Below are 19,636 nucleotides of genomic sequence, written 5' to 3' on the forward strand. Positions count from 1 at the left end.
TTGTGCTGCCTGAAAAATCCACGGCGTGTAGGAAATTCGGAAGATTACTTTTGGTAAATCATTGGAATTTGCTATGCATATCGTGGAATCCATTTTTGCGGCAAAAAATGCATGTATTTTTTATCATGAAATGCCATTTGTAGATTATGCAAAACGGCAATGGTCCGTTTCATTTGGATGTTGAACGTTTTGCAGGCGCCTTGGACGCTGGCTTTCGGGGCTTGGGCGTTGTCCGGGTCGCGGGCGCTTTTGCAGCTTTTGCAGCTTTTGCCGCCGCCCCGGTATTTTTTTCCTTGGCCGCGGAGGCGGGGGCCCCGCTGCCTGCCTTGCCCAGGCTGCTCCTGAGCAGGGCGGTCAGATCCAGCACGGCTGCGTTGGCGGGTGCGGCGGGCGCGTCCTGCTGCCTTTGCACACTTTGCACGTCGCCCGCATGGGCCTTGGCCTGTACCAGCTGGTGGATTTCCTCGCTGAAGGAGTTGCGGAACTGGTCGGCGTCCCAGGCCTGGCTCATGTCCTTGATCAGTGCCAGGGCCATGGTCATTTCGGCGGCCTTGATGCCTGCGGCCCTTGCGTCCAGCGGCGGCAGGTCCAGCTGCTCGAAGGAGCGGATCTCGCCGCCCCAGCGCAGCAGGTTCAGCACCAGCGCCCGGCCGCAGGGGATCAGGATGGCCAGGTGCTGCTTGGCCTGGATGACGACCTTGGCCACGCCCACCTTGTTGCTCTTGCGCAGCGCCTCGCGCAGCAGTGCGTAGACCTTCCCGCCCCGGTGCAGGGGGGCGGTGTAGTAGGGCCGCTCCAGGTAGATGAAGGGGATATCGTCGGCATCGACAAAGGCCTCGATCTCTATGGTCTGCGTGGTCTTGGGAAAGGCGGCGGCAATCTCTTCGGCGCTCAGCACCACGTAGCGGCCTTCTTCGAATTCCACGCCCTTGACGATGTCGGCCGAGGCCACCTCCTTGCCTGTGACCTTGTTGATGCGCTTGTAGCCCACGGGCTGCATGTTGCGCTTGTCCAGCCAGTCGAAGTCGATGTCCGTGCTGGCCGTGGCTGCATACAGGCCTATCGGGATGTGGACCAGGCCAAAGCTGATGGCCCCCTTCCACAGGCTGCGCGAGGAGACGGCCGGGGCCGTGCGGGGAGATGTGGCTTTCCTGGTCATCGTTGTGCTTTCCTCGTTGGCGGCGCTTCGCGGGCCGGTGCCTCGAAGCCCAGCGCCTTCATGGCGCGGCCCAGGCTGGTGGCCGCCGTGCCGTAGTGCTCCCAGGGCGAGTTGCCCAGGCGCAGGCGCTGGTCCACCGAGCGAATGGTCCAGTGCGCGCCGCTCGTGAGCCTGTCGAGCTCGTTCCAGCCCACGGGCACGGAGATGCCCATGCCGGGCCGCGCACGCGCTGTCCACGCGCAGGCCGTGGTGGCGCCAAAGCCGTTGCGCAGGTAGTCCACGAAGATTTTTCCCACGCGGTTGCGTGGCCCGCTCTTGGCCACGAAGCGCTGGGGCACGGTGCTGGCCAGGTGCTGGACCACGGCCTGGGAGAAGGCCTTGACCGTGTCCCAGTCCAGCAGCCGCTTGATCGGCACGACCACATGCAGGCCCTTGCCTCCGCTGGTCTTGAGGAAGGCCGGCAGCTCCAGCTCCTGCAGCAGCACATGCAGCAAGGTGGCCGCTTCCTGCACCTGCGTCCAGGGCACGCCCTCGCCGGGGTCCAGGTCGAAGGTCATGCGGTCGGGCCGGTCGATGCGGTCCCGGCGGGCATTCCAGGTGTGCCATTCGATGGTGTTCATCTGCGCAGCCGCCACCAGGCCTTCACGCCGCGCCACCTCCATCAGCGGCGCATGGCCGGGATCGAGTTCGGGCGCCAGGGCGGCAATGCCCTGCAGCGGCGTCTGGTCCATGTGTTTCTGGAAGAACAGCTCGCCCTCGATGCCCTCCGGCGCGCGCACCATGGCCACGGGCCGGGCCTTGAGGTGGGTGATCATGAAGGGGGCCACCGTGGCGTAGTAGCGCGCCAGCTCCATCTTGGTGATGCCGGTGGAGGGGTCGATGACACGCTCGGCATGGGTGATGGCGATCGTGGCGGGCAGGCGCGCCGCCTTGGCCATGCGGGGCGGGGCGGCTTTGTGGCGGTTTGCGGTGCGGGGTGAAGATGCGGTCGATGGCACGTGCTGTGGCTCCTCTTTTGCGATGCGGCGCGCAGGCTTGTCCGTGCGCAGGCCCTGGAATACGGCGTGGCGGATGCGGCCGTCCGCGGTCCATTGCGCGAACGAGACTTCGGCCAGCAGGGTGGGGCGCACCCAGTGCACCTGGCTGCCAAGGCCCCGGGTGTCTGCCAGCGGGGATGTGCCGGTGGCCAGGCCGTCCAGGCGCTGGCGCAGGTCGGCCAGGGTGCGTGCGTTGAAACCCGTGCCGACCTTGCCGGCCGCGTGCAGCTGCCCGTCCTCGCCATGCACGGCGAGGACCAGGGCCCCCAGGCCGGTGCGCGAGCCCTGGGGATCGGTATAGCCGGCGATCACGAACTCCTGGCGGTGGCCGCACTTGAGCTTGATCCAGTCCATGCTGCGCCGCGAGACGTAGGCGCTGCCGCGCCGCTTGCCGATCACGCCCTCCAGGCCCAGCCGGCAGGCGGCGGCCATCAGGTCGGCGGGCGGGGCGTCAAAGGCCTGGCTGAACCGAACGCGGTCCGACGGCGCCTTGTGCAGCAGCTCCTGCAACCGCTGGCGGCGCTGTTCCACGGGCTGCTGGCGCAGGTCCTGGCCGTCGTGCCACAGCAGGTCGAAGGCGAAGAAGACCAGCAGGTCGGTGTGCTCGCCGTCGAAGGCATTTTGCAGGGCCTGGAAGTCGGGGCGGTCGTCGCTGTCCAGCATCAGCACCTCGCCGTCGATCCAGCCTGTTTGCAGGGGCAGGGCCGCCAAGGCGCGGGCCAGGGCAGGCATTCTGGCGGTCCAGTCCTTGCCGTTGCGCGTGACAAGCCGCACGGTACCGCTGTCGATGCGGGCCAGCAGGCGGTAGCCGTCGAACTTGCTCTCGAAGATCCATTGCCCGGCCTCCGTGGGCGGGCGGTCCACCAAGGTCGCCAGCTGGGGGTCGATCTCCTGCGGCATGGTCGCGGTGCCGGCGTGCTGCTTTCGTGCTGGCGCTGGCGCTGTTGCTGTTGTTGTTTCTGTTTCTGTTTCTGTCGTTGCCGCTGCTGCAGGTTCCAGGGGAAGGCCCGCCACGCTGTCGGGCATGTCCTCGACCACGCTGAATTCGCCGGCGGCGCGTTCCAGCCCGTCATGCTCCTTGATCAGCAGCCACGCGGGTTTTTTGGCATCGTCCTTGCCGCGCATGCGCACCAGGGTCCAGCGGCCCTGCAGCTTGTGGCCGCGCAGTTCGAACTTGAGCTTGCCCTTGCGAAGGCCCTCGGCGGCGTCGCCTTGTGGCCACCAGGTGCCCCGGTCCCAGATGATGACCTTGCCCGCGCCGTACTGGCCCGGCGGAATCTGGCCTTCGAAGCGGTTGTAGGCCATGGGGTGGTCTTCCACCTGCACGGCCATGCGCTTGTCGGCCGGGTCGTAGCTGGGGCCCTTGTGCACGGCCCAGCTTTTCATGCTGCCGTCCAGCTCCAGCCGGAAGTCGTAGTGCAGATGGCTGGCCCAGTGCTTTTGAATGACGAATTGCAGGACACCCGTGCCGGGCTGCCCTGCAATCGCGTCGCTGGAAGGTTCTGCCGAGGGCTCCGGCGTGCGCGTGAAGTCGCGCTTTTGCCGGTAGGCCGCCAGCGAAGCGGCAGCCTTGTCCTGCCCGCCGGCCGCAGCAGCCCGCCGCGGCTGCTGCGTGACCGGGTGGCTGCGGCGCGGTGCGGGCATGCGGCGCTCCTTCAGAACATCAGTGCAATCAAAATGATGATGGGAATGGGCACGCCCAGAAGAAAAAGCAGTATGGATCGCATGAATGGCCTCCGTTCAATGAATGGTTGGATGGTGTTGACTGCGATGCAAAATCAAATGGCATCGCGTTGGCGGCCACCCCAGGTGGCGCACAGGCTGCCCACAAAAGCGCCCAGCATCAGGGAAACAAACAGCCAGAGCATGGAATGGGCGGTGGCCTTTCGCGTTTCTTCAGCGGCCTGCTTGGCCTTTTGCTTGGCCTCTTCTGCCTTTTGCTCGGCCTGCTTTATCTGCATCTGTACGGAATCAAAGGTGCTTCGCACTTTCTTTTGCGCTTCTTCCACCGGAATATCGGAATTGCGCGCAATCAGCTGGGCCAGATATTGCTCATCGGCCGCAGAAAGCTGGCCGGTGCGCAGCGACTGGGCAAAGATCACGCCGGCCTCCCGCGTGGCGCTGGCCATGTCGGCAGGCGTTGTGCTGCCGGAGGTTGCCGCGGAATTGCGGAACAGGCTGCCGGTCCAGTAGGCCAGGCCCTGGGGCGAGGCATCGGCGCCCGAGGTACCGGCCATGGCTGCGGCACCGCCAGCAGCCGCACCGCCGGCGGCGCCGATCGCGCCGCCCACCACGCTGGAGGCGCTGGTGGCCACGGTCTGCGCGGCCTTGAAGGCGCCGGACACCGCACCACCGGCCGCAGCGCCCATCAGGGCCACCATGGCCAGCGTGGCCAGCGCCCAGGACAGAAAGCCGTGGGCCGTGTCGCGGAAGTAGACCTCGTCCGTATGCACGCCTTGCCAGCGGGTGCGCAGCCGCCCGGCCAGGTACCCGCCCACGCCGGCGGAGGCCAGCTGGGTGAAGGCGATCCAGGCCACGGCCGTCCACCCCAGGGCGCCGGCATCCATGCCCTGGCCGGTCCATACCGAGACAGACGACAGGCCCAGGCCCGTGCCCAGAATGAACAGCAGCAGCGACAGCGAGGCCGCCGCCATGGCGCCCGCGAATATCGCCGCCCATGAAACACCGCTGACGGATGTATTGGCCGCAGGGACCACTGGCACTGGCGTTGCCAGGGGATCGGAATAGGCAATGGACATGGCTGGATTTCCTGGAGTTGAGTGCCCCATTCTTGCCAGCCGAAATAAATGCCACTGTAGGAGGATTGGAAAAGCGGGACTGGCAAACGCAGACGAAAAACGTCATCCTTTGCCAGATGACGGTTTCCAAGGCAATGCGCGGCCTGGATATGGGAAATGATTCCTGCAATCGGTAAAACTTGCGGAATATTTTCCAGGGCGAATGGCTGGATTGTTTCCGGCAGCACGGCGATATGTTTCTGTCTGCTGCCGGGATTTTCATTGCTGCATCGGGCCTGCCAGACCCGTACGTTCAGGGCTGGCGCACGTCGGCCACGACCTGCTCGCCAAAATCCGCGCGCTGCAGCCAGCCCAGCACCAGGGTGGCGGCCTGCTCGGGCGTGGACAGCTTGCCGCCCTCCTTGAGCTGGGCGAAGTTGCCTGCGTCGGGAAAGGCTGCGGCATCGGCGCTGCGCAGCTGCACCTGCATGTCGGTGTCGATGACGCCGGGCGCCAGCGAGCAGATGCGCGCGCCGTGGGGCTTGAGCGCCTCGTCCAGCGCCACGCTGCGGCTGAAATGGTCCATGCCGGCCTTGGCCGCGCAGTAGGAGGCCTGCGAGGCAATGGCGCGCCGCCCCAGGCCGGAAGAGATGTTGAGCACCTTGCGCGGCACGGCCGTCCAGCCTTCGGTGGCGGCCAGGAAGGCGGCCGTCAGCAGCATGGGCGCCTCCAGTCCCACGCGCATGGCCTGGGCGATGTCGGCGGGCCGCAGCTGCGACAGCGGCGCGATCTGCGGAATCACGCCCGCGTTGTTGATCAGGGTGACGCTGGCGTAGCGCGTGGCGTCCAGCCCGGCGAGCCATTCGCCCAGCCTGCGGGCCGCTGCCTCGGGCTCGCCCAGGTCCACGCTCCACTGCTGCAGCGGGGCGCCTGCCGTGGCGGCGGCCCGGTTCAGGTCTTCGCTGGTGGAGCGCGACAGCGTGACCAGCTCATGGCCGGCATCGAGCAGTTGCCGGGCCATGGCCAGGCCCATGCCGCGCGAAGCGCCCGTGAGAATCGTCAGGGAAAGGAGAGGCGATGCATTGTTCATGCGGGCGATGGTATCGCTTGTGCCCGTGCTGCCGGTGCTGCCTGCGCGGTCATTGCCCGGGCGGCGACGGGGTCCGAGGGCAGCAGCAGCTCGGCGCTGCGCGCCTGCCGCGTGCGCTCCAGCGCCTGCACGATGCGTTCGCAGGCTCGCTCGGCCGCCTCGCGCAGGCTGGCGCCCTGCAGCCAGTGGCCGGTGAGCGCGGCGCTGAACAAGTCGCCCGTTCCCTTGGGCACCGCATCCACGCGCGCGTGGGTGATCACATGCACGTCCTCGCGCGTGACCAGCGCCACGCGCATGCGCAGTGCATGCTCGCCGCCCAGCTCGGGCGCCGCGCTGGTCACGGCCACCCACTGCGTGCGGCCGGTCAGCAGGCTGCGCGCGGCCTGGACCACATCGTCCATGCCGTGCACAGGGCGCGCGGTCAGCCGTTCCAGCTCGAAATGGTTGGGTGTCAGCCCGTCGGCCAGGGGCAGCAGGTGGCGCTGGTAGGCCTCGACCATGGCGGGGTCCACATAGATGCCGCTGTCGTGGTCGCCGATCACCGGGTCCACCACCACGCGCAGGCCGGGGCGCTGCTGCAGCAGGCCCGCCACCCAGTCCGCCAGCAGCCCGGCCTGGTCCGGCCCGCCCAGGTAGCCGGCCAGAACGGCCTGCAGTTGCCCGAGCGCGCCGCGCGCGCCCAGGTCCTGCAGATAGCCCGCAAACCACTCGGCGGCAATTGCTCCGCCGTGGATGCTGGGATAGTGCGGCGTATTGCTGAACACCACCGTGGGCACGGCCGCCGCCGCCAGTCCCAGGGCCTGCAGCGTGGGCATGGCCACGTTGTTGCCAACGCGGCCGTAGACGACCTGGGACTGCACGGACACCACGTCGATGGCCAGGGGTTGCAGCATGTCATGGGGGGCGGGGGCGTTCATGAGCGGCCTTGCGGGTGGTAATTCTTGGGCGAAGCTGCATTTATAGCGCTGCCATGCGAGGGCCGGCAGCACAATCCAGGGAGCACGGCCAGACCACTTCCAGAATCGCGGCAGCGGGATTGGAGCGCCATGCAAGAATGGTTTTTTCCGCGCGCATGCATCTCGCTTGAACATGAATTCCCCTTCAGAAATCCAGGCCCTGTATTCGAAATTCAGCGGTGCCGAGGCCTCGGAGCGATTGAGGGCCGAGATCCGCAGCCAGGTCGCAAGCTGGCGCTGGGCGTCCGACTCCATGAGCTTTGACGAACCCTATGCCCGTGAGCTGTTCGGCGGCCCTGCCGCACGCTGGCTCAGCGATGGGCGGGCAGACCCGCAAAAGCATGTGCACCACGGCTTTGATGCCCAGGGACGTATCGTCATCGAATGCCGGTCCAACGCGCGCGAGCAGGTATGCCTGTACACGCCCGGCCAGCGCACAACCGTGTCGTGGCATGGAGGCGGCAGCATCGATTCCGTCAGCCAAAGCCGCTACGAGGAGGGGCGGCTGGTCGCCCATCACATGCACCTTGGCTACCGTGGCATGGACAGCCGTTATGAGTACGACGGCCGGCAACTGCAGTGCAGCGTGACCCGGAACTGGGAAACCCGTGAGAAGCCCTGGCTCACGCGGCATGTGTTCGTGCATGGCGCGGACGGCGTTCTGGATCGCATCCACCTTCAATACCTGGACACCCAGGGCCAGCCCGAGCCGGGTGCCGACAGGCTGCTCTACCTGCGCCTGCCCAGGGGCGAGACGCTGAAGACCGTCGAGGCGCGTGTGCAGCAGCTGCTGGAGCAGTCACTGGCCACGGCCTTGCAGCAGATCCCACGCGGCGAACCGCTCTACGGTCTTTTGCTTTGCTACACGCATGAGGACCTGACTGCAGCCTGGCCGCCTTTTCTGGTCTGGGGGCGCGAATCCTATCGGCGCGCGGTGCTGGAGCGTGGTGAAGAGATTCCGTATTACCTGTGGGCGCCGGACGAGATACGCGGCATGGGCGAGGCCGATGAGCACTGGTTCTCCGACGAGGCGCTAGGCGAAGCCTGCCTGCTGCATGGCCAGTTGATGGAGATGAAGCAAAGCAATGCCTCGGCCATGCGGGTGCTCAGGCACATGCTGCCCTTGCTGGAGAGCATGGTCAGGCAGGCGGGCCTGCCCGTGACCGATGATTTCGTGGTGGCCTTTGCCGACAACACGGGCGAGGTCGATCCCTTGAAGGCCATGAAGGCCCGTCTGCCGGATGCGCATTGGGCGTTGCTCAAGCAGCGCGGCCTGGTATGAGGTCTCGCGGGCTCTGAAATGAAAAGGCCCGCCGAATGGCGGGCCTCCGTTCAGTGCCGGCGTGCAGTATTGCCGGCGTTTTGCCGGGCGCGCAGGCGCTCAGGCGCCCAGGTAGGCGCGGCGCACGGCGTCGTTGGTCAGCAGGTTGGCGCCGGTGTCCTCCAGCACCACCTTGCCGGTCTCCAGCACATAGCCGCGGTCGGCGATCTGCAGGGCGCGGTTGGCGTTCTGCTCGACCAGGAAGACCGTGACGCCAGCGGCGCGGATGGTCTGGATGATCTCGAAGATCTGCGCAATGATCAGCGGCGCCAGGCCCAGCGTGGGTTCGTCCAGCAGCAGCAGGCGGGGCTTGCTCATCAGCGCGCGGCCGATGGCCAGCATCTGCTGCTCGCCGCCCGACATGGTGCCGGCGCGCTGGTGGGCGCGCTCACGCAGGCGCGGGAAGAGGCCGAACACATGTTCGATGCCGGCCTCGATCTGCGGCTTGTCCAGGAAGAATCCGCCCATCTTCAGGTTGTCGGTGACCGTGAGGTCCGAGAAGATGCGCCGCCCTTCTGGCGAGACCGCAATGCCCTTGCGCATGATGTGGTGCGAAGGAAGCTGGGTGATGTCCTCGCCCTCGAACGAGATGCGGCCCGAGCTGGCGCGCGGGTTGCCGCACACCGTCATCAGCAGCGAGGTCTTGCCGGCGCCGTTGGAGCCGATCAGCGAGACGATCTCGCCCTGGTTGACGTGCAGGCTGACGCTGTCGACCGCGCAGATGGCGCCGTAGTGGGTGGAGATGTTCTCCAGTTGCAGCATGGCAGGCATCAGGCTTCTCCCAGATAGGCCTTGATGACCCGTTCATCGTTGCGAATGGCATCCGGCAGGCCCATGGCGATGGGTTTGCCGTACTCCATGACCAGGATGCGCTCGGACACGCCCATGACCAGGCCCATGTCGTGCTCGATCAGCAGCACGGCAATGCCGTACTGGCGGCGCAGCTGGTCGATCAGGCCCTGCAGGTCCTTTTTCTCCTGCGGGTTCAGGCCGGCGGCGGGTTCGTCAAGCATGAGCACGCGCGGCTTGGTGATCATGCAGCGCGCGATCTCCAGGCGGCGCTGGTGGCCGTAGGCCAGGTTGCCGGCCTCGCGGTTGACGAACTCGCGCAGGCCCATCACGTCCAGCCAGTGCAGGGCGCTCTCGATCTTTTCCTCTTCGCTGCGGCGGTAGCCCGCCGTGTTGAACAGGCCCGACAGCAGGTTGACGCCCGAGCGGCGGTGCTGTGCCACCAGCAGGTTTTCCAGCACCGTCATGGACTTGAACAGGCGCACGTTCTGGAAGGTGCGCACCACGCCGTGGTTGGCCACGTGGTGGCTGCTGCGCCCCTCGATGGCGCTGCCGTCCAGCGCGATGGAGCCGCTGCTGGGCTGGTAGAAACCGCTGATGCAGTTGAACACCGTGGTCTTGCCGGCGCCGTTGGGGCCGATGATGGCAAACACTTCCTGCGGACGCACGTTGAAGCCCACGTGGTCCACGGCCAGCAGGCCGCCGAAGCGCATGCACAGGTCTTTGACTTCTAGCAAATACTCGCTCATTGCCGGCCCTTGCTGCTATCTGTTGTCCCAAAAATCATGGTGTCGGCATGCCTCATGAGCGCACCTCCACATGGCGACGGCGCATGGGCAGCAGGCCCTGCGGGCGCCAGACCATCATCAGCACCATCACCAGGCCGAAGATCAGCATGCGGTACTCGGAGAACTCTCGTGCCAGCTCGGGCAGCACCGTCAGCAAGATGGCCGCGATGATCACGCCCAGCTGCGAGCCCATGCCGCCCAGCACCACGATGGACAGGATCAGCGCCGACTCGATGAAGGTGAAGGACTCGGGGTTGACGATGCCTTGGCGCGCCGCGAAGAAGGCGCCGCCGAAGCCGGCGAACATGGCGCCCAGCGTGAAGGCCGACAGCTTGATCTTCATGGGGTTCAGGCCCAGCGAGCGGCAGGCGATCTCGTCCTCGCGCAGTGCCTCCCAGGCGCGGCCTATGGGCATGCGCACCAGGCGGTTGGAGATCCACAGCGTGACCACGGCCAGCAGCAGCGCCATCAGGTACAGGAAGATCACCATGTGCAGCGAGCTGAACTCCAGCCCCAGGAACTGGTGGAACGTCGTGCCGCCCTCGGTGGAGGGGGTGCGCGTCATCTCCAGGCCCAGCACCGTGGGCTTGGGGATGCTGGAGATGCCGTCCGGCCCGCCCGTGATGCTGGTCAGGTTGACCAGCAGCAGGCGGATGATCTCGCCAAAGCCCAGGGTCACGATGGCCAGGTAGTCACCGCGCAGCCGCAGCACCGGAAAGCCCAGCACGAAGCCGAACATCGCGGCAGCGGCACCGGCCAGCGGCAGCGCTTCCCAGAAGGACCAGCCGGCCCAGTGGAAGAGCAGCGCATAGGTGTAGGCGCCCACGGCGTAGAAGCCCACGAAGCCCAGGTCCAGCAGGCCGGCAAAGCCCACGACGATGTTCAGGCCCAGGCCCAGCATCACGTAGATCATGGCCAGCGTGGCGATGTCCACCGCGTTGCGGCCCGCAAAGAAGGGCCAGGACACGGCGATCAGCAGGGCCGCCAGCATCAGGCCATTGCGGTGGCTGGGGCGCGCCTGCGGCAGCGAGGGCAGCGAGACCTTGGGCATCTTCGCCGCGATCAGCGGGCGCAGCAGCTGCACCAGGAAGACCAGGGCGCAGGCCCAGGCCACCACCGTCCAGTCGGGGTTGATGATGGTGCGGGTGCCGGCGCGTTCCAGGTGCAGGCCGAAGATGGGCGTGACGACCACGGCCGTCATTACCGTGGCGATCAGGGCGTCGCGCAGGTTCAAAGTGGGTTTGGTTTTCATCAGACCTTCTCCACTTCAGGTTTGCCCAGCAGGCCCGTGGGGCGGAACAGCAGGATCAGCACCAGCAGGCCGAAGGCCACGATGTCCTTGTACTCGGACGAGATGTAGGCTGCCGCAAAGGTCTCGGCCACGCCCAGCAGCACGCCGCCCAGCATGGCGCCGGGGATGGAGCCGATGCCGCCCAGCACCGCGGCCGTGAAGGCCTTTATGCCGGCCAGAAAGCCGATGAACGGGTTGAGCTTGCCCACGGCCAGCGCGATCAGCACCCCGCCCACGGCCGCCAGCATGGCGCCCAGCACGAAGGTGAACGAGATCACGCGGTTGGTGTCGATGCCCAGCAGGCTGGCCATGTGCATGTCCTGGGCGCAGGCGCGCGAGGCGCGGCCCATGCGCGAGTGGCGGATGTACAGCGTCAGCAGCACCATGAGCACGATGGCCACCACGATGATCAGGATGCGCGAGTAGGGCACATAGATCTCGAAGCCGCCTTCGGCACCGAAGCGCAGCGCGCCCGGCAGCAGCGAGGGCACGGCCATGTCGCGCGCACCCTGGCCCAGGGCCACCCAGTTCTGCAGGAAGATGGACATGCCGATGGCCGAGATCAGGGCCACCAGGCGGGGACTGCGGCGCAGCGGCTTGTAGGCCACCTGCTCCACCACCAGGCCATAGACGCCGGTGACGAAGACCGAGACCACCAGCATCAGGCCGATGATGGCCCACACCGGCAGGCCGCTTTGCGTGCCTATGGCCGACAGCGTGACCAGGCCGATGTAGGCCCCGATCATGTAGATGTCGCCGTGGGCGAAGTTGATCATCCCGATGATGCCGTAGACCATCGTGTAGCCGATGGCGATCAGGGCATAGATGGCGCCCAGGGACAGTCCGTTGAACAGCTGCTGTATCAGCTGAGGTAAGAGTTCTGACATGGTGTAATGCCGCCCCAAAACAGGAAAAGGCCTAAAAGGCCAGGATGCAGACGACCGGGACACGCCGAATGCGTGCCCCGGTCAGTCAGACGGAGGGGGATTACTTGGCAGCGACCGACTTGCTGCCGTCCTTGTGCCATTCGAACACCTGGAAGTCGAAGGACTTCAGGTCGCCCTGCTTGTTCCAGCCCACCGAGCCCAGAACGGTCTCGAAGTTGGACTTGTGCAGGTGGTCAGCCACCTTGGCGGGGCTGTCGCCCACGGCCTTGATGCTGTCCAGCAGCACTTGCGTGGCGGCAAATGCGGTCAGCTGGAAGGCGCCCGAAGGATTGCGCTTCTTGTCCTTGAAGGCCTTGACCACGGCGGCGTTCTTGGGGTTGGCCGAGAAGTCTGCGGGCAGGGTCACCAGCATGCCTTCGACGGCGTTGCCGGCGATGGCGTTGACTTCGGGGTTGCCGACGCCTTCGGGGCCCATCATGCGGACCTTCAGGCCCTGCTCGGAAGCCTGGCGCAGCAGCAGGCCCATTTCGGGGTGGTAGCCACCGTAGTAGATGAAGTCCACGCCGGCGCTCTTGAGCTTGGTGATGACGGCGGAGTAGTCGCTGTCGCCGGCGTTGATGCCTTCGAACAGGGCCACTTCCACGCCGGCCTTCTTCAGGTCGTCGCGCACGGAGGATGCAATGCCCTGGCCATACGACTGCTTGTCGTGCAGCACGGCAACCTTCTTGGGCTTGGCCTTTTCCAGGATGAACTTGGCGGCGGCCGGGCCCTGCTGGTCATCGCGGCCGATGGTGCGGAAGATGAAGTGGTAGTTCTTGCCGTCGGTCAGGGCGGGGGACGTCGCCGAGGGGGTCACCACGACCACGCCTTCGTTGTTGTAGATCGGGGCTGCGGCAATCGATGCGCCCGAGCAGACGGGGCCGATCACGTAGCCGATCTTGGCGTTGACCACGCGGTTGGCGGCCACGGGACCCTGCTTGGGTTCGCAGGCGTCATCGACGGACACCAGCTCGATCTTCTTGCCGTTGACGCCGCCGGCCGCATTGGCCATTTCCACGGCGGTGTTCACGCCTTCCTTGACCATGTCGCCGTACTGCGTCAGCGGGCCGGTGGTGGGAACCACCATGGCGATCTTGATTTGCGCATGCGCTGTGGAGAACAGGGCGGCGCCAGCCAAACCCAGGGCGGCGACGACGGTGTGCATGCGGAACGGAATGCTCATGAGTACTTCCTTCAACTTTGGGTAAAGCGTTCTGAAAAACGCGGTGGCTCCTGTAGGGGCTAGCCGCGCAAAGAAGCACAGGTTAATCGCCTGGTTACCAATGGCAACAGGGTATCCCGGGGCTGGCGCGGCAACAGGCTTTTCGCTAAGGCTCCCATCGCGGCCTGCGCCGTCGGGCGGGGGCTGTTTTGGCCGAAGAAAACGGCTGATGCCGACGCTGCACCCTGACGGTGCTTCGTGAAGTCAATATGACCAACTGCAAGAAGGGGAAACACGTACGCTGAATGTTGCATTGCAGCAACGTACGCTGTGGCGATGATTTGCGTGTTCCTGCGATGGATCAGAACGGCGCGGCGGATTCGAAACGCAGCGTCTCGCCAGACAGGGGATGCGCCAGCTCCAGCAGCTGCGCATGCAGCAGCAGGCGCGGCGACAGCGCCTGCACGGCGGCATCGGCATAGAGCGCATCGCCCAGGATGGGATGGCCCAGCGCGGCCATGTGCACGCGCAGCTGGTGGGTGCGGCCCGTCACGGGCTGCAGCTGCACCCGCGTGGTGATTGCGTCCCGGACTTCGGCGGCTTGCGCGCCTGGCAGGGCGCGCCACAGGGTCTGGCTGGGCTTGCCCTGCACGGCATCGATGATGCGCAGCGGGCGCCGCTCCCAGTCGGCTGCAATCGGCAGGTCGATGCTCTGCCATGCGCCGGCTTGCCGCGCGGTGGGGCTGCCTGCCACCACGGCCACATAGCGCTTGTGCACGCGGCGCTGCGCAAAGGCCTCGCTCAGCAGGCGCTGGCTGGCCAGGCTGCGCGCCATGATCACCAGGCCCGAGGTGGCCTGGTCCAGCCGGTGCACGACCAGCGCATCGGGCCAGCGCTGCAGGGCGCGGGCGCTCAGGCAGTCCTGCTTGTCTGGGCCGCGCCCGGGCACGCACAGCAGGCCGCTGGGCTTGTCCAGCACCAGCAGTTCGGCATCTTCGTGCAGGCAGATGACGCCTGCGCCGCCACCTGCACTGGCGCCGCCATCGCGTTGCTCAGGGGTCAAGCCGTTCCCCGCTCATTCAGCAGCCTGTGCACCGTGGCGCACAGCTCTTCCACGTCGTTGGGCTTGTGGACCAGGGCCCTGGCGCCTGCAGCCAATGCGGCCTGCTCGATCTCGGTGGTGATGTAGCCCGAGGCCAGCGCGATGGGCAACTGCGGCTGGATGGACAGGGCCTCATGCACCAGGTCGATGCCGCTGTAGCCGGGCATGTTGTAGTCGGTGACCAGCAGGTCGCAGTCCTGGGGCGCGGCGCGCAGCGCCTCGATGGCCTCGTGCGGATCGGTGAAGCCGCTGACCTGGTAGCCGCGCCGGCGCAGCAGGCGCTGCACCAGAAAGACCAGGGCCTGGTCATCGTCCACGTACATCACATGCTGCTGCGCGGCCTGCGGGTCGGGCAGCAGGGCGAACTGCGGGCCGGTCGGGGTTTCCGCGGCCGCCAGGGGCTCGGGTGCGCTGGGCAGCGCCTGGGCGGCGAGGGGCTCGGCCGGTGCAGAGTCGGCCGGCGTCAGGGGGTCGGCCGGAGGAAAGTACAGCGTGAAGCGGCTGCCCTGGCCGGGGATGCTGTACACGTCCACGGCGCCGCCGTGGTTGCGCATGACACCGTGCACCACGGGCAGGCCCAGGCCCGTTCCCTGGCCCACGGGCTTGGTGGTGAAGAAGGGCTCGAAGATGCGCTGCAGCGTGCGTGCGTCCATGCCGGGGCCGTTGTCCTGCACCGACAGCGCCACGTAGCTGACGGGCGGCAGGCCCAGGCGTTCGCACAGGCGCTGGTCCGGGCGCACCAGGTCGGCATCCATCTGGATCAGGCCGCGCCGCTCGCCCAGGGCGTGCATGGCATTGGTGCACAGGTTGAACAGGGCCTGCTCCACCTGCATGGCGTCGGCCAGCATGGGCGGCATCTGCGGCGGCACGTGCACCTGCAGCTCCACGGCGGGCGGCAGGGTCACGCGCAGCAGCCGCGCCGTGTCGCCCATGACCTCGCGCGCCTGCACGGGCTTGCGCTGCGGCGGTTCATTGCGGCTGAACGTCAGGATCTGGCGCACCAGATCGCGCGCGCGGCGGCCGGCCTTTTCGATCTCCTGCAGGCTTTCGATGGCTGCGGCATTGCCGCCGCAGTCGGCCTTGGCCAGCTCCACATTGCCCAGGATGGCGCCCACGATGTTGTTGAAGTCGTGGGCAATGCCGCCGGCCATGGTGCCCAGGGCCTGCATCTTGTGCGATTCGCGCAGCTGGTCTTCCAGCTCGTTGCGCTGGGCCTCGGCCTTCTTGCGGCTGGTGAGGTCGCGCGCGAACACGGTGGTGGTCTCGCCGCCGCTGTGGTGCTCGAAGGAGACGCTGACCTCGACCGGGATTTCGCGGCCGCTGGCCGTGCGTGCCGTCATCTCGCCCAGCACGGCCTGCGTGGTCAGTGGCGCAAAGGACAGGGCCTGGGCCGCATCGGGCAGGAAACGCTCCAGCGGACTGCCCAGCGCGTCGTGCGGCGGACACAGAAACAGGGCGGCAGCCGTGGGATTGAAGACGGTGATGCGCTGCTCGTGGTCCAGGCAGATGATGGCGTCCAGGGCCGAGTTGATGACCGATTCGAGCCGCCGCTCGCTCAGGAATAGCTGGTGGTTGCGCTGCTGCAGCGCCAGGCGCTCGGCCAGCAGCGGACCCTGGTCGACCACGGCGCACAGGTACTGCGCAATGGGCGGGCCGCTTTGCTGCGGAATGGCGATGCAGGCCACATGCAGGTCGGCGCGCAGCTGGTGCTGCTCGGTGATGTCGAAGCAGACCTCGTGGGCCTCGGTGCGGCCCAGCTCGCGTGCCGCAACGAAGGTCTCGCGCACGCGCTCGGCGTCGTCAGGGTGCACGAAGGGCGCGAAATTGACCAGCAGCCGGTCATGCTCGGTGGGCTGGAAGGCGCTGTGCGCCATGGCGTTGGCCTGCACCACCATGTCGTGCTCGTCCACCACCAGCAGGGGCAGGGGAATGCTGGCAAACAGGGCTTCGAAGCGCTCGGAGGCGCTTTCGGCCACGGCCTGGCTGTAGTCCAGCACGCGGTTCTGGATCTCCAGCTCGCGCTGGTAGTTGCGCAGCTCGGCGACCAGGGCCTGCAGCGGATCGTCTTCGGGCTGGAAGGAGGGGAAACGTTCGACGGGGGGCAGGTCGGCGCCGGGCGCCAGCAAGGCATGCAGGGGCAGGTGCTCGTCGTCGCGAGGCTGGTCGGAAGGGTCTTGGCTGCTCATCGCGTGCTGGCGCTGGGGAAAGCGGCATCTGCCGCACAAATCCTGGTCGCCCGCGCCTGGCGCCCGGCAGATGGACCGGGGCCCGGCGCGGGCAGGGCCGCAGTGTACGCGCGCCGGGCGGGGCGCCACAAGCGCCCCTTTGGGTGGCAGGTGCTTCAGCTCAGGTAAGCGTCGACCGGGATGCAGCTGCAGTAGAGGTTGCGGTCGCCGTAGACGTTGTCCACCCGGCCCACGGGGCACCAGTACTTGGACTGGCGCAGGGCAGCCACGGGGTAGGCGGCGGCCTCGCGGCTGTACGGGTGGGTCCATTCCGAAGCCAGCAGGGTCTCGGCCGTGTGCGGCGCGTTCTTGAGCGGGTTGTCGTCCTGGGGCAGGCGGCCCTGCTCGATGGCGCGGATTTCCTCGCGGATGGCGATCATGGCGTCCACGAAGCGGTCCAGCTCGTACAGGCTTTCGCTTTCGGTGGGCTCCACCATCAGCGTGTTGGGCACGGGGAAGGACAGCGTGGGCGCATGGAAGCCGTAGTCGATCAGGCGCTTGGCCACGTCCTCGGCCATGACGCCCGTGCTTTCCTTGAACTGGCGCAGGTCCAGGATGCACTCGTGCGCCACATGGCCGTGCTCGCCCGCGTACAGCGTGGGGTAGTGGTCGCGCAGCCGGGCGCTGATGTAGTTGGCGCTGAGGATGGCGGTCTCGGTGGCCAGGGTCAGGCCCTGGGCGCCCATCATGCGGATGTACATCCAGCTGATGGGCAGCACGGCCGCATTGCCCAGCGGCGCGGCACTGATCGCGCCCGTGCCGCCCGCAAGGCCCGTGGTGGCATGGCCGGGCAGGAAGGGGACGAGGTCCTCGACCACGCAGACCGGGCCCACGCCCGGGCCGCCGCCGCCGTGCGGGATGCAGAAGGTCTTGTGCAGGTTCAGGTGGCTGACATCGCCGCCGAAGCTGCCCGGCGCGGCCAGGCCCACCAGGGCGTTCATGTTGGCGCCGTCCACGTAGACGCGGCCGCCGTGGTCATGCACCAGCTTGCACAGCTCCTTGACCTGGGTCTCGAACACGCCGTGCGTGCTGGGGTAGGTGATCATGATGCAGGCCAGGTTGGCACTGTGCTGCTCGCACTTGGCCGCCAGGTCCGCCATGTCGACGTTGCCGTTGGCGTCGCAGGCGGTGACCACCACCTGCATGCCCACCATCTGCGCGCTGGCGGGGTTGGTGCCGTGGGCGCTGCTGGGAATCAGGCAGACGTTGCGGTGCGACTGGCCCCGGCTCGCATGCCAGCCCTTGATGGCCAGCAGGCCCGCGTACTCGCCCTGGCTGCCGGCATTGGGCTGCAGGCTGATGCCGGCGTAGCCCGTGGCCTGGCACAGCCAGTCGCGCAGCTGCTTGTCCAGTTCCGCATAGCCCTGCTGCTGGTCGGCCGGGGCAAAGGGGTGCACCTGGGCGAACTCGGGCCAGGTGATGGGAATCATCTCGCTGGTGGCGTTGAGCTTCATGGTGCAGGAGCCCAGCGGGATCATGCTGCGGTCCAGCGCCAGGTCCTTGTCCGACAGCTGGCGGATGTAGCGCAGCATGGCGGTCTCGGAGCGGTGGGTGTTGAACACCGGGTGTGTGAGGAAGGCGCTGCTGCGGCGCAGTCCGTCGGGAATCAGCGGCTCCACGCCCTTTTCGAAGGCGGTGAAGCTGGGCAGGGCCTGGCCGTCCCGGGCGAAGATCTTCCACAGCAGTTCGACATCGGCGCGCGTGGTGGTCTCGTCCAGCGAGATGCACAGGTATTCCTTGAAATACACGCGCAGGTTGGCGCCCAGGGACACGGCACGCTCCACGATGGCCTGGGTGGCCGCGCCCGTGTGCAGGCTCAGCGTGTCGAAGCTGGGCGCCTCGCGCAGCGGCGCGCCCAGCTCGGCCAGGCCGCGCGCCAGGATGGCCGTGTACGAGGCCACGCGGCGGGCGATGCGCTCCAGGCCCTCGGGGCCGTGGTAGACGGCGTACATGCTGGCCACCACGGCGGGCAGCACCTGGGCCGTGCAAATGTTGGAGGTGGCCTTTTCGCGGCGGATGTGCTGCTCGCGCGTCTGCAGTGCCAGGCGGTAGGCGGGCTTGCCGTGCACGTCCACGCTCACACCGACCAGGCGGCCGGGCAGGGAGCGCTTGAACTCGTCGCGGCAGGCCATGAAGGCGGCGTGCGGGCCGCCGGCGCCCATGGGCATGCCAAAGCGCTGGGTGGTGCCCACCACGATGTCGGCACCCCATTCGCCGGGCGGCGTGATCAGGGTCAGCGCCAGCAGGTCGGTGGCCACGATGAAGGCGGCCTGCTTGCCATGGGCCTTGTCCACGTCGGCGCGCAGATCGTCGATGCGGCCGCTGGTGGCAGGGTACTGGGCCAGCACGGCGAAGTAGTCGCCCTCCATCAGCTGGTTCCATTCCTCCAGCGAGTTGGCCAGCAGCACCTCGATGCCCAGCGGCGCGGCGCGCGTCTGTATCACCTCGATGGTCTGGGGGTGGGCATCGCCGGCCACCACGAAACGGTTGCTCTTGCTTTTGACGGAGCGCTTGGCCAGCGTCATGGCCTCGGCGGCCGCCGTGGCCTCGTCCAGCATGGAGGCGTTGGCAATCGGCATGGCCGTCAGGTCGCAGACCATGGTCTGGAAGTTGACCAGGGCCTCCATGCGGCCTTGCGAGATCTCGGCCTGGTAGGGCGTGTAGGCCGTGTACCAGGCGGGGTTCTCCAGAATGTTGCGCAGGATGACGCCGGGCGTGTGCGTGCCGTAGTAGCCCTGGCCGATGAAGCTTTTGAGCAGCTGGTTGCGGCCTGCCAGCGCCTTGAGTTCGGCCAGCGCCTGGGCCTCGGTGGCCGCTGGCGGCAGCGCCATGGGCTGGTGGCGCCGGATGGAGGGCGGGACGATGGCGTCGATCAGCGCATCGCGCGATGCCGCGCCGATGGCGCTGAGCATGTGGGCCTCGTCTTCGGGCGCGATGCCGATATGGCGGGCCACGAATTCGGTGGCGTTCTCGAGGGCGGCAAGGGGCTGGGTGGAGGACATCAGCATGGAGGGACCTGTCTCAAAAGCTGAAAAGCGCCAGGGCGGGCCCT

At 67.1% G+C, this 19,636-nt stretch carries 14 protein-coding genes; 1 reads left to right on the top strand and 13 read right to left on the bottom strand.

All coding sequences use genetic code 11. The annotated features are described in order from the left end of the window. Window positions 1-169: 169 nt before the first annotated feature. The 5 genes from ku to pdxK form a co-directional block, all read right to left on the bottom strand. Window positions 170-1,159, bottom strand: coding sequence for a non-homologous end joining protein Ku (ku, locus tag G4D77_RS28540; protein ID WP_016451498.1), 990 nt, complete (start codon window positions 1,157-1,159; stop codon window positions 170-172). Beyond that, window positions 1,156-3,840, bottom strand: coding sequence for a DNA ligase D (gene ligD, locus G4D77_RS28545; RefSeq protein ID WP_154834089.1), 2,685 nt, complete (start codon window positions 3,838-3,840; stop codon window positions 1,156-1,158). Before ligD ends, ku begins: the two co-directional genes overlap by 4 nt. Window positions 3,841-3,974: 134 nt before the next feature. Then, window positions 3,975-4,955: a hypothetical protein gene (locus tag G4D77_RS28550; RefSeq protein ID WP_154834090.1), complete on the bottom strand. Its 981-nt coding sequence runs from the start codon at window positions 4,953-4,955 to the stop codon at window positions 3,975-3,977. A gap of 292 nt (window positions 4,956-5,247) precedes the next feature. Continuing rightward, the gene (locus tag G4D77_RS28555) at window positions 5,248-6,024 is read right to left on the bottom strand and encodes an SDR family NAD(P)-dependent oxidoreductase (protein ID WP_046240202.1); all 777 of its coding nucleotides are present in this window, start codon (window positions 6,022-6,024) and stop codon (window positions 5,248-5,250) included. Beyond that, complete coding sequence (gene pdxK / locus G4D77_RS28560) at window positions 6,021-6,941, bottom strand: pyridoxine/pyridoxal/pyridoxamine kinase (protein WP_154834091.1); 921 nt, start codon at window positions 6,939-6,941, stop codon at window positions 6,021-6,023. The genes G4D77_RS28555 and pdxK overlap by 4 nt, the downstream gene beginning before the upstream one ends. A 172-nt stretch (window positions 6,942-7,113) precedes the next feature. Here pdxK and G4D77_RS28565 point away from each other — a divergent pair, with 172 nt between their 5' ends. Then, window positions 7,114-8,262, top strand: a complete 1,149-nt coding sequence (locus G4D77_RS28565) for a hypothetical protein (protein WP_016446338.1) — start codon at window positions 7,114-7,116, stop codon at window positions 8,260-8,262. Window positions 8,263-8,361: 99 nt separating this feature from the next. On the opposite strand, the gene G4D77_RS28570 is transcribed toward G4D77_RS28565, so the two are convergent. The 8 genes from G4D77_RS28570 to gcvP all read right to left on the bottom strand — a co-directional run bounded on the left by G4D77_RS28570 (window position 8,362) and on the right by gcvP (window position 19,592). Further along, on the bottom strand, window positions 8,362-9,063 hold the full coding sequence (locus tag G4D77_RS28570) for an ABC transporter ATP-binding protein (protein ID WP_026062223.1): 702 nt from the start codon (window positions 9,061-9,063) through the stop codon (window positions 8,362-8,364). An 8-nt stretch (window positions 9,064-9,071) separates the two neighbouring features. Beyond that, window positions 9,072-9,839, bottom strand: coding sequence for a high-affinity branched-chain amino acid ABC transporter ATP-binding protein LivG (livG, locus tag G4D77_RS28575; RefSeq protein WP_016446336.1), 768 nt, complete (start codon window positions 9,837-9,839; stop codon window positions 9,072-9,074). A gap of 52 nt (window positions 9,840-9,891) precedes the next feature. Beyond that, a complete protein-coding gene (locus G4D77_RS28580; protein ID WP_016451503.1) occupies window positions 9,892-11,130 on the bottom strand; it encodes a high-affinity branched-chain amino acid ABC transporter permease LivM in 1,239 nt (412 codons plus the stop codon). Further along, the gene (livH, locus tag G4D77_RS28585) at window positions 11,130-12,056 is read right to left on the bottom strand and encodes a high-affinity branched-chain amino acid ABC transporter permease LivH (RefSeq protein WP_016446334.1); all 927 of its coding nucleotides are present in this window, start codon (window positions 12,054-12,056) and stop codon (window positions 11,130-11,132) included. The genes G4D77_RS28580 and livH overlap by 1 nt, the downstream gene beginning before the upstream one ends. A gap of 100 nt (window positions 12,057-12,156) precedes the next feature. Continuing rightward, window positions 12,157-13,278 carry a branched-chain amino acid ABC transporter substrate-binding protein gene (locus G4D77_RS28590; protein ID WP_016446333.1) on the bottom strand — a complete coding sequence of 374 codons (1,122 nt, stop codon included), beginning with the start codon at window positions 13,276-13,278 and terminating at the stop codon, window positions 12,157-12,159. A 340-nt stretch (window positions 13,279-13,618) separates the two neighbouring features. Then, a complete protein-coding gene (locus G4D77_RS28595) occupies window positions 13,619-14,320 on the bottom strand; it encodes an RluA family pseudouridine synthase (RefSeq protein ID WP_154834092.1) in 702 nt (233 codons plus the stop codon). Continuing rightward, complete coding sequence (locus G4D77_RS28600) at window positions 14,317-16,545, bottom strand: PAS domain-containing hybrid sensor histidine kinase/response regulator (protein WP_017404836.1); 2,229 nt, start codon at window positions 16,543-16,545, stop codon at window positions 14,317-14,319. Before G4D77_RS28600 ends, G4D77_RS28595 begins: the two co-directional genes overlap by 4 nt. A gap of 155 nt (window positions 16,546-16,700) precedes the next feature. Continuing rightward, window positions 16,701-19,592, bottom strand: coding sequence for an aminomethyl-transferring glycine dehydrogenase (gene gcvP / locus G4D77_RS28605; protein WP_046985417.1), 2,892 nt, complete (start codon window positions 19,590-19,592; stop codon window positions 16,701-16,703). Window positions 19,593-19,636 lie beyond the last annotated feature (44 nt).

It is taken from the genome of Delftia sp. WY8, from assembly GCF_018437695.1.
GTDB lineage: Bacteria > Pseudomonadota > Gammaproteobacteria > Burkholderiales > Burkholderiaceae_C > Comamonas > Comamonas tsuruhatensis.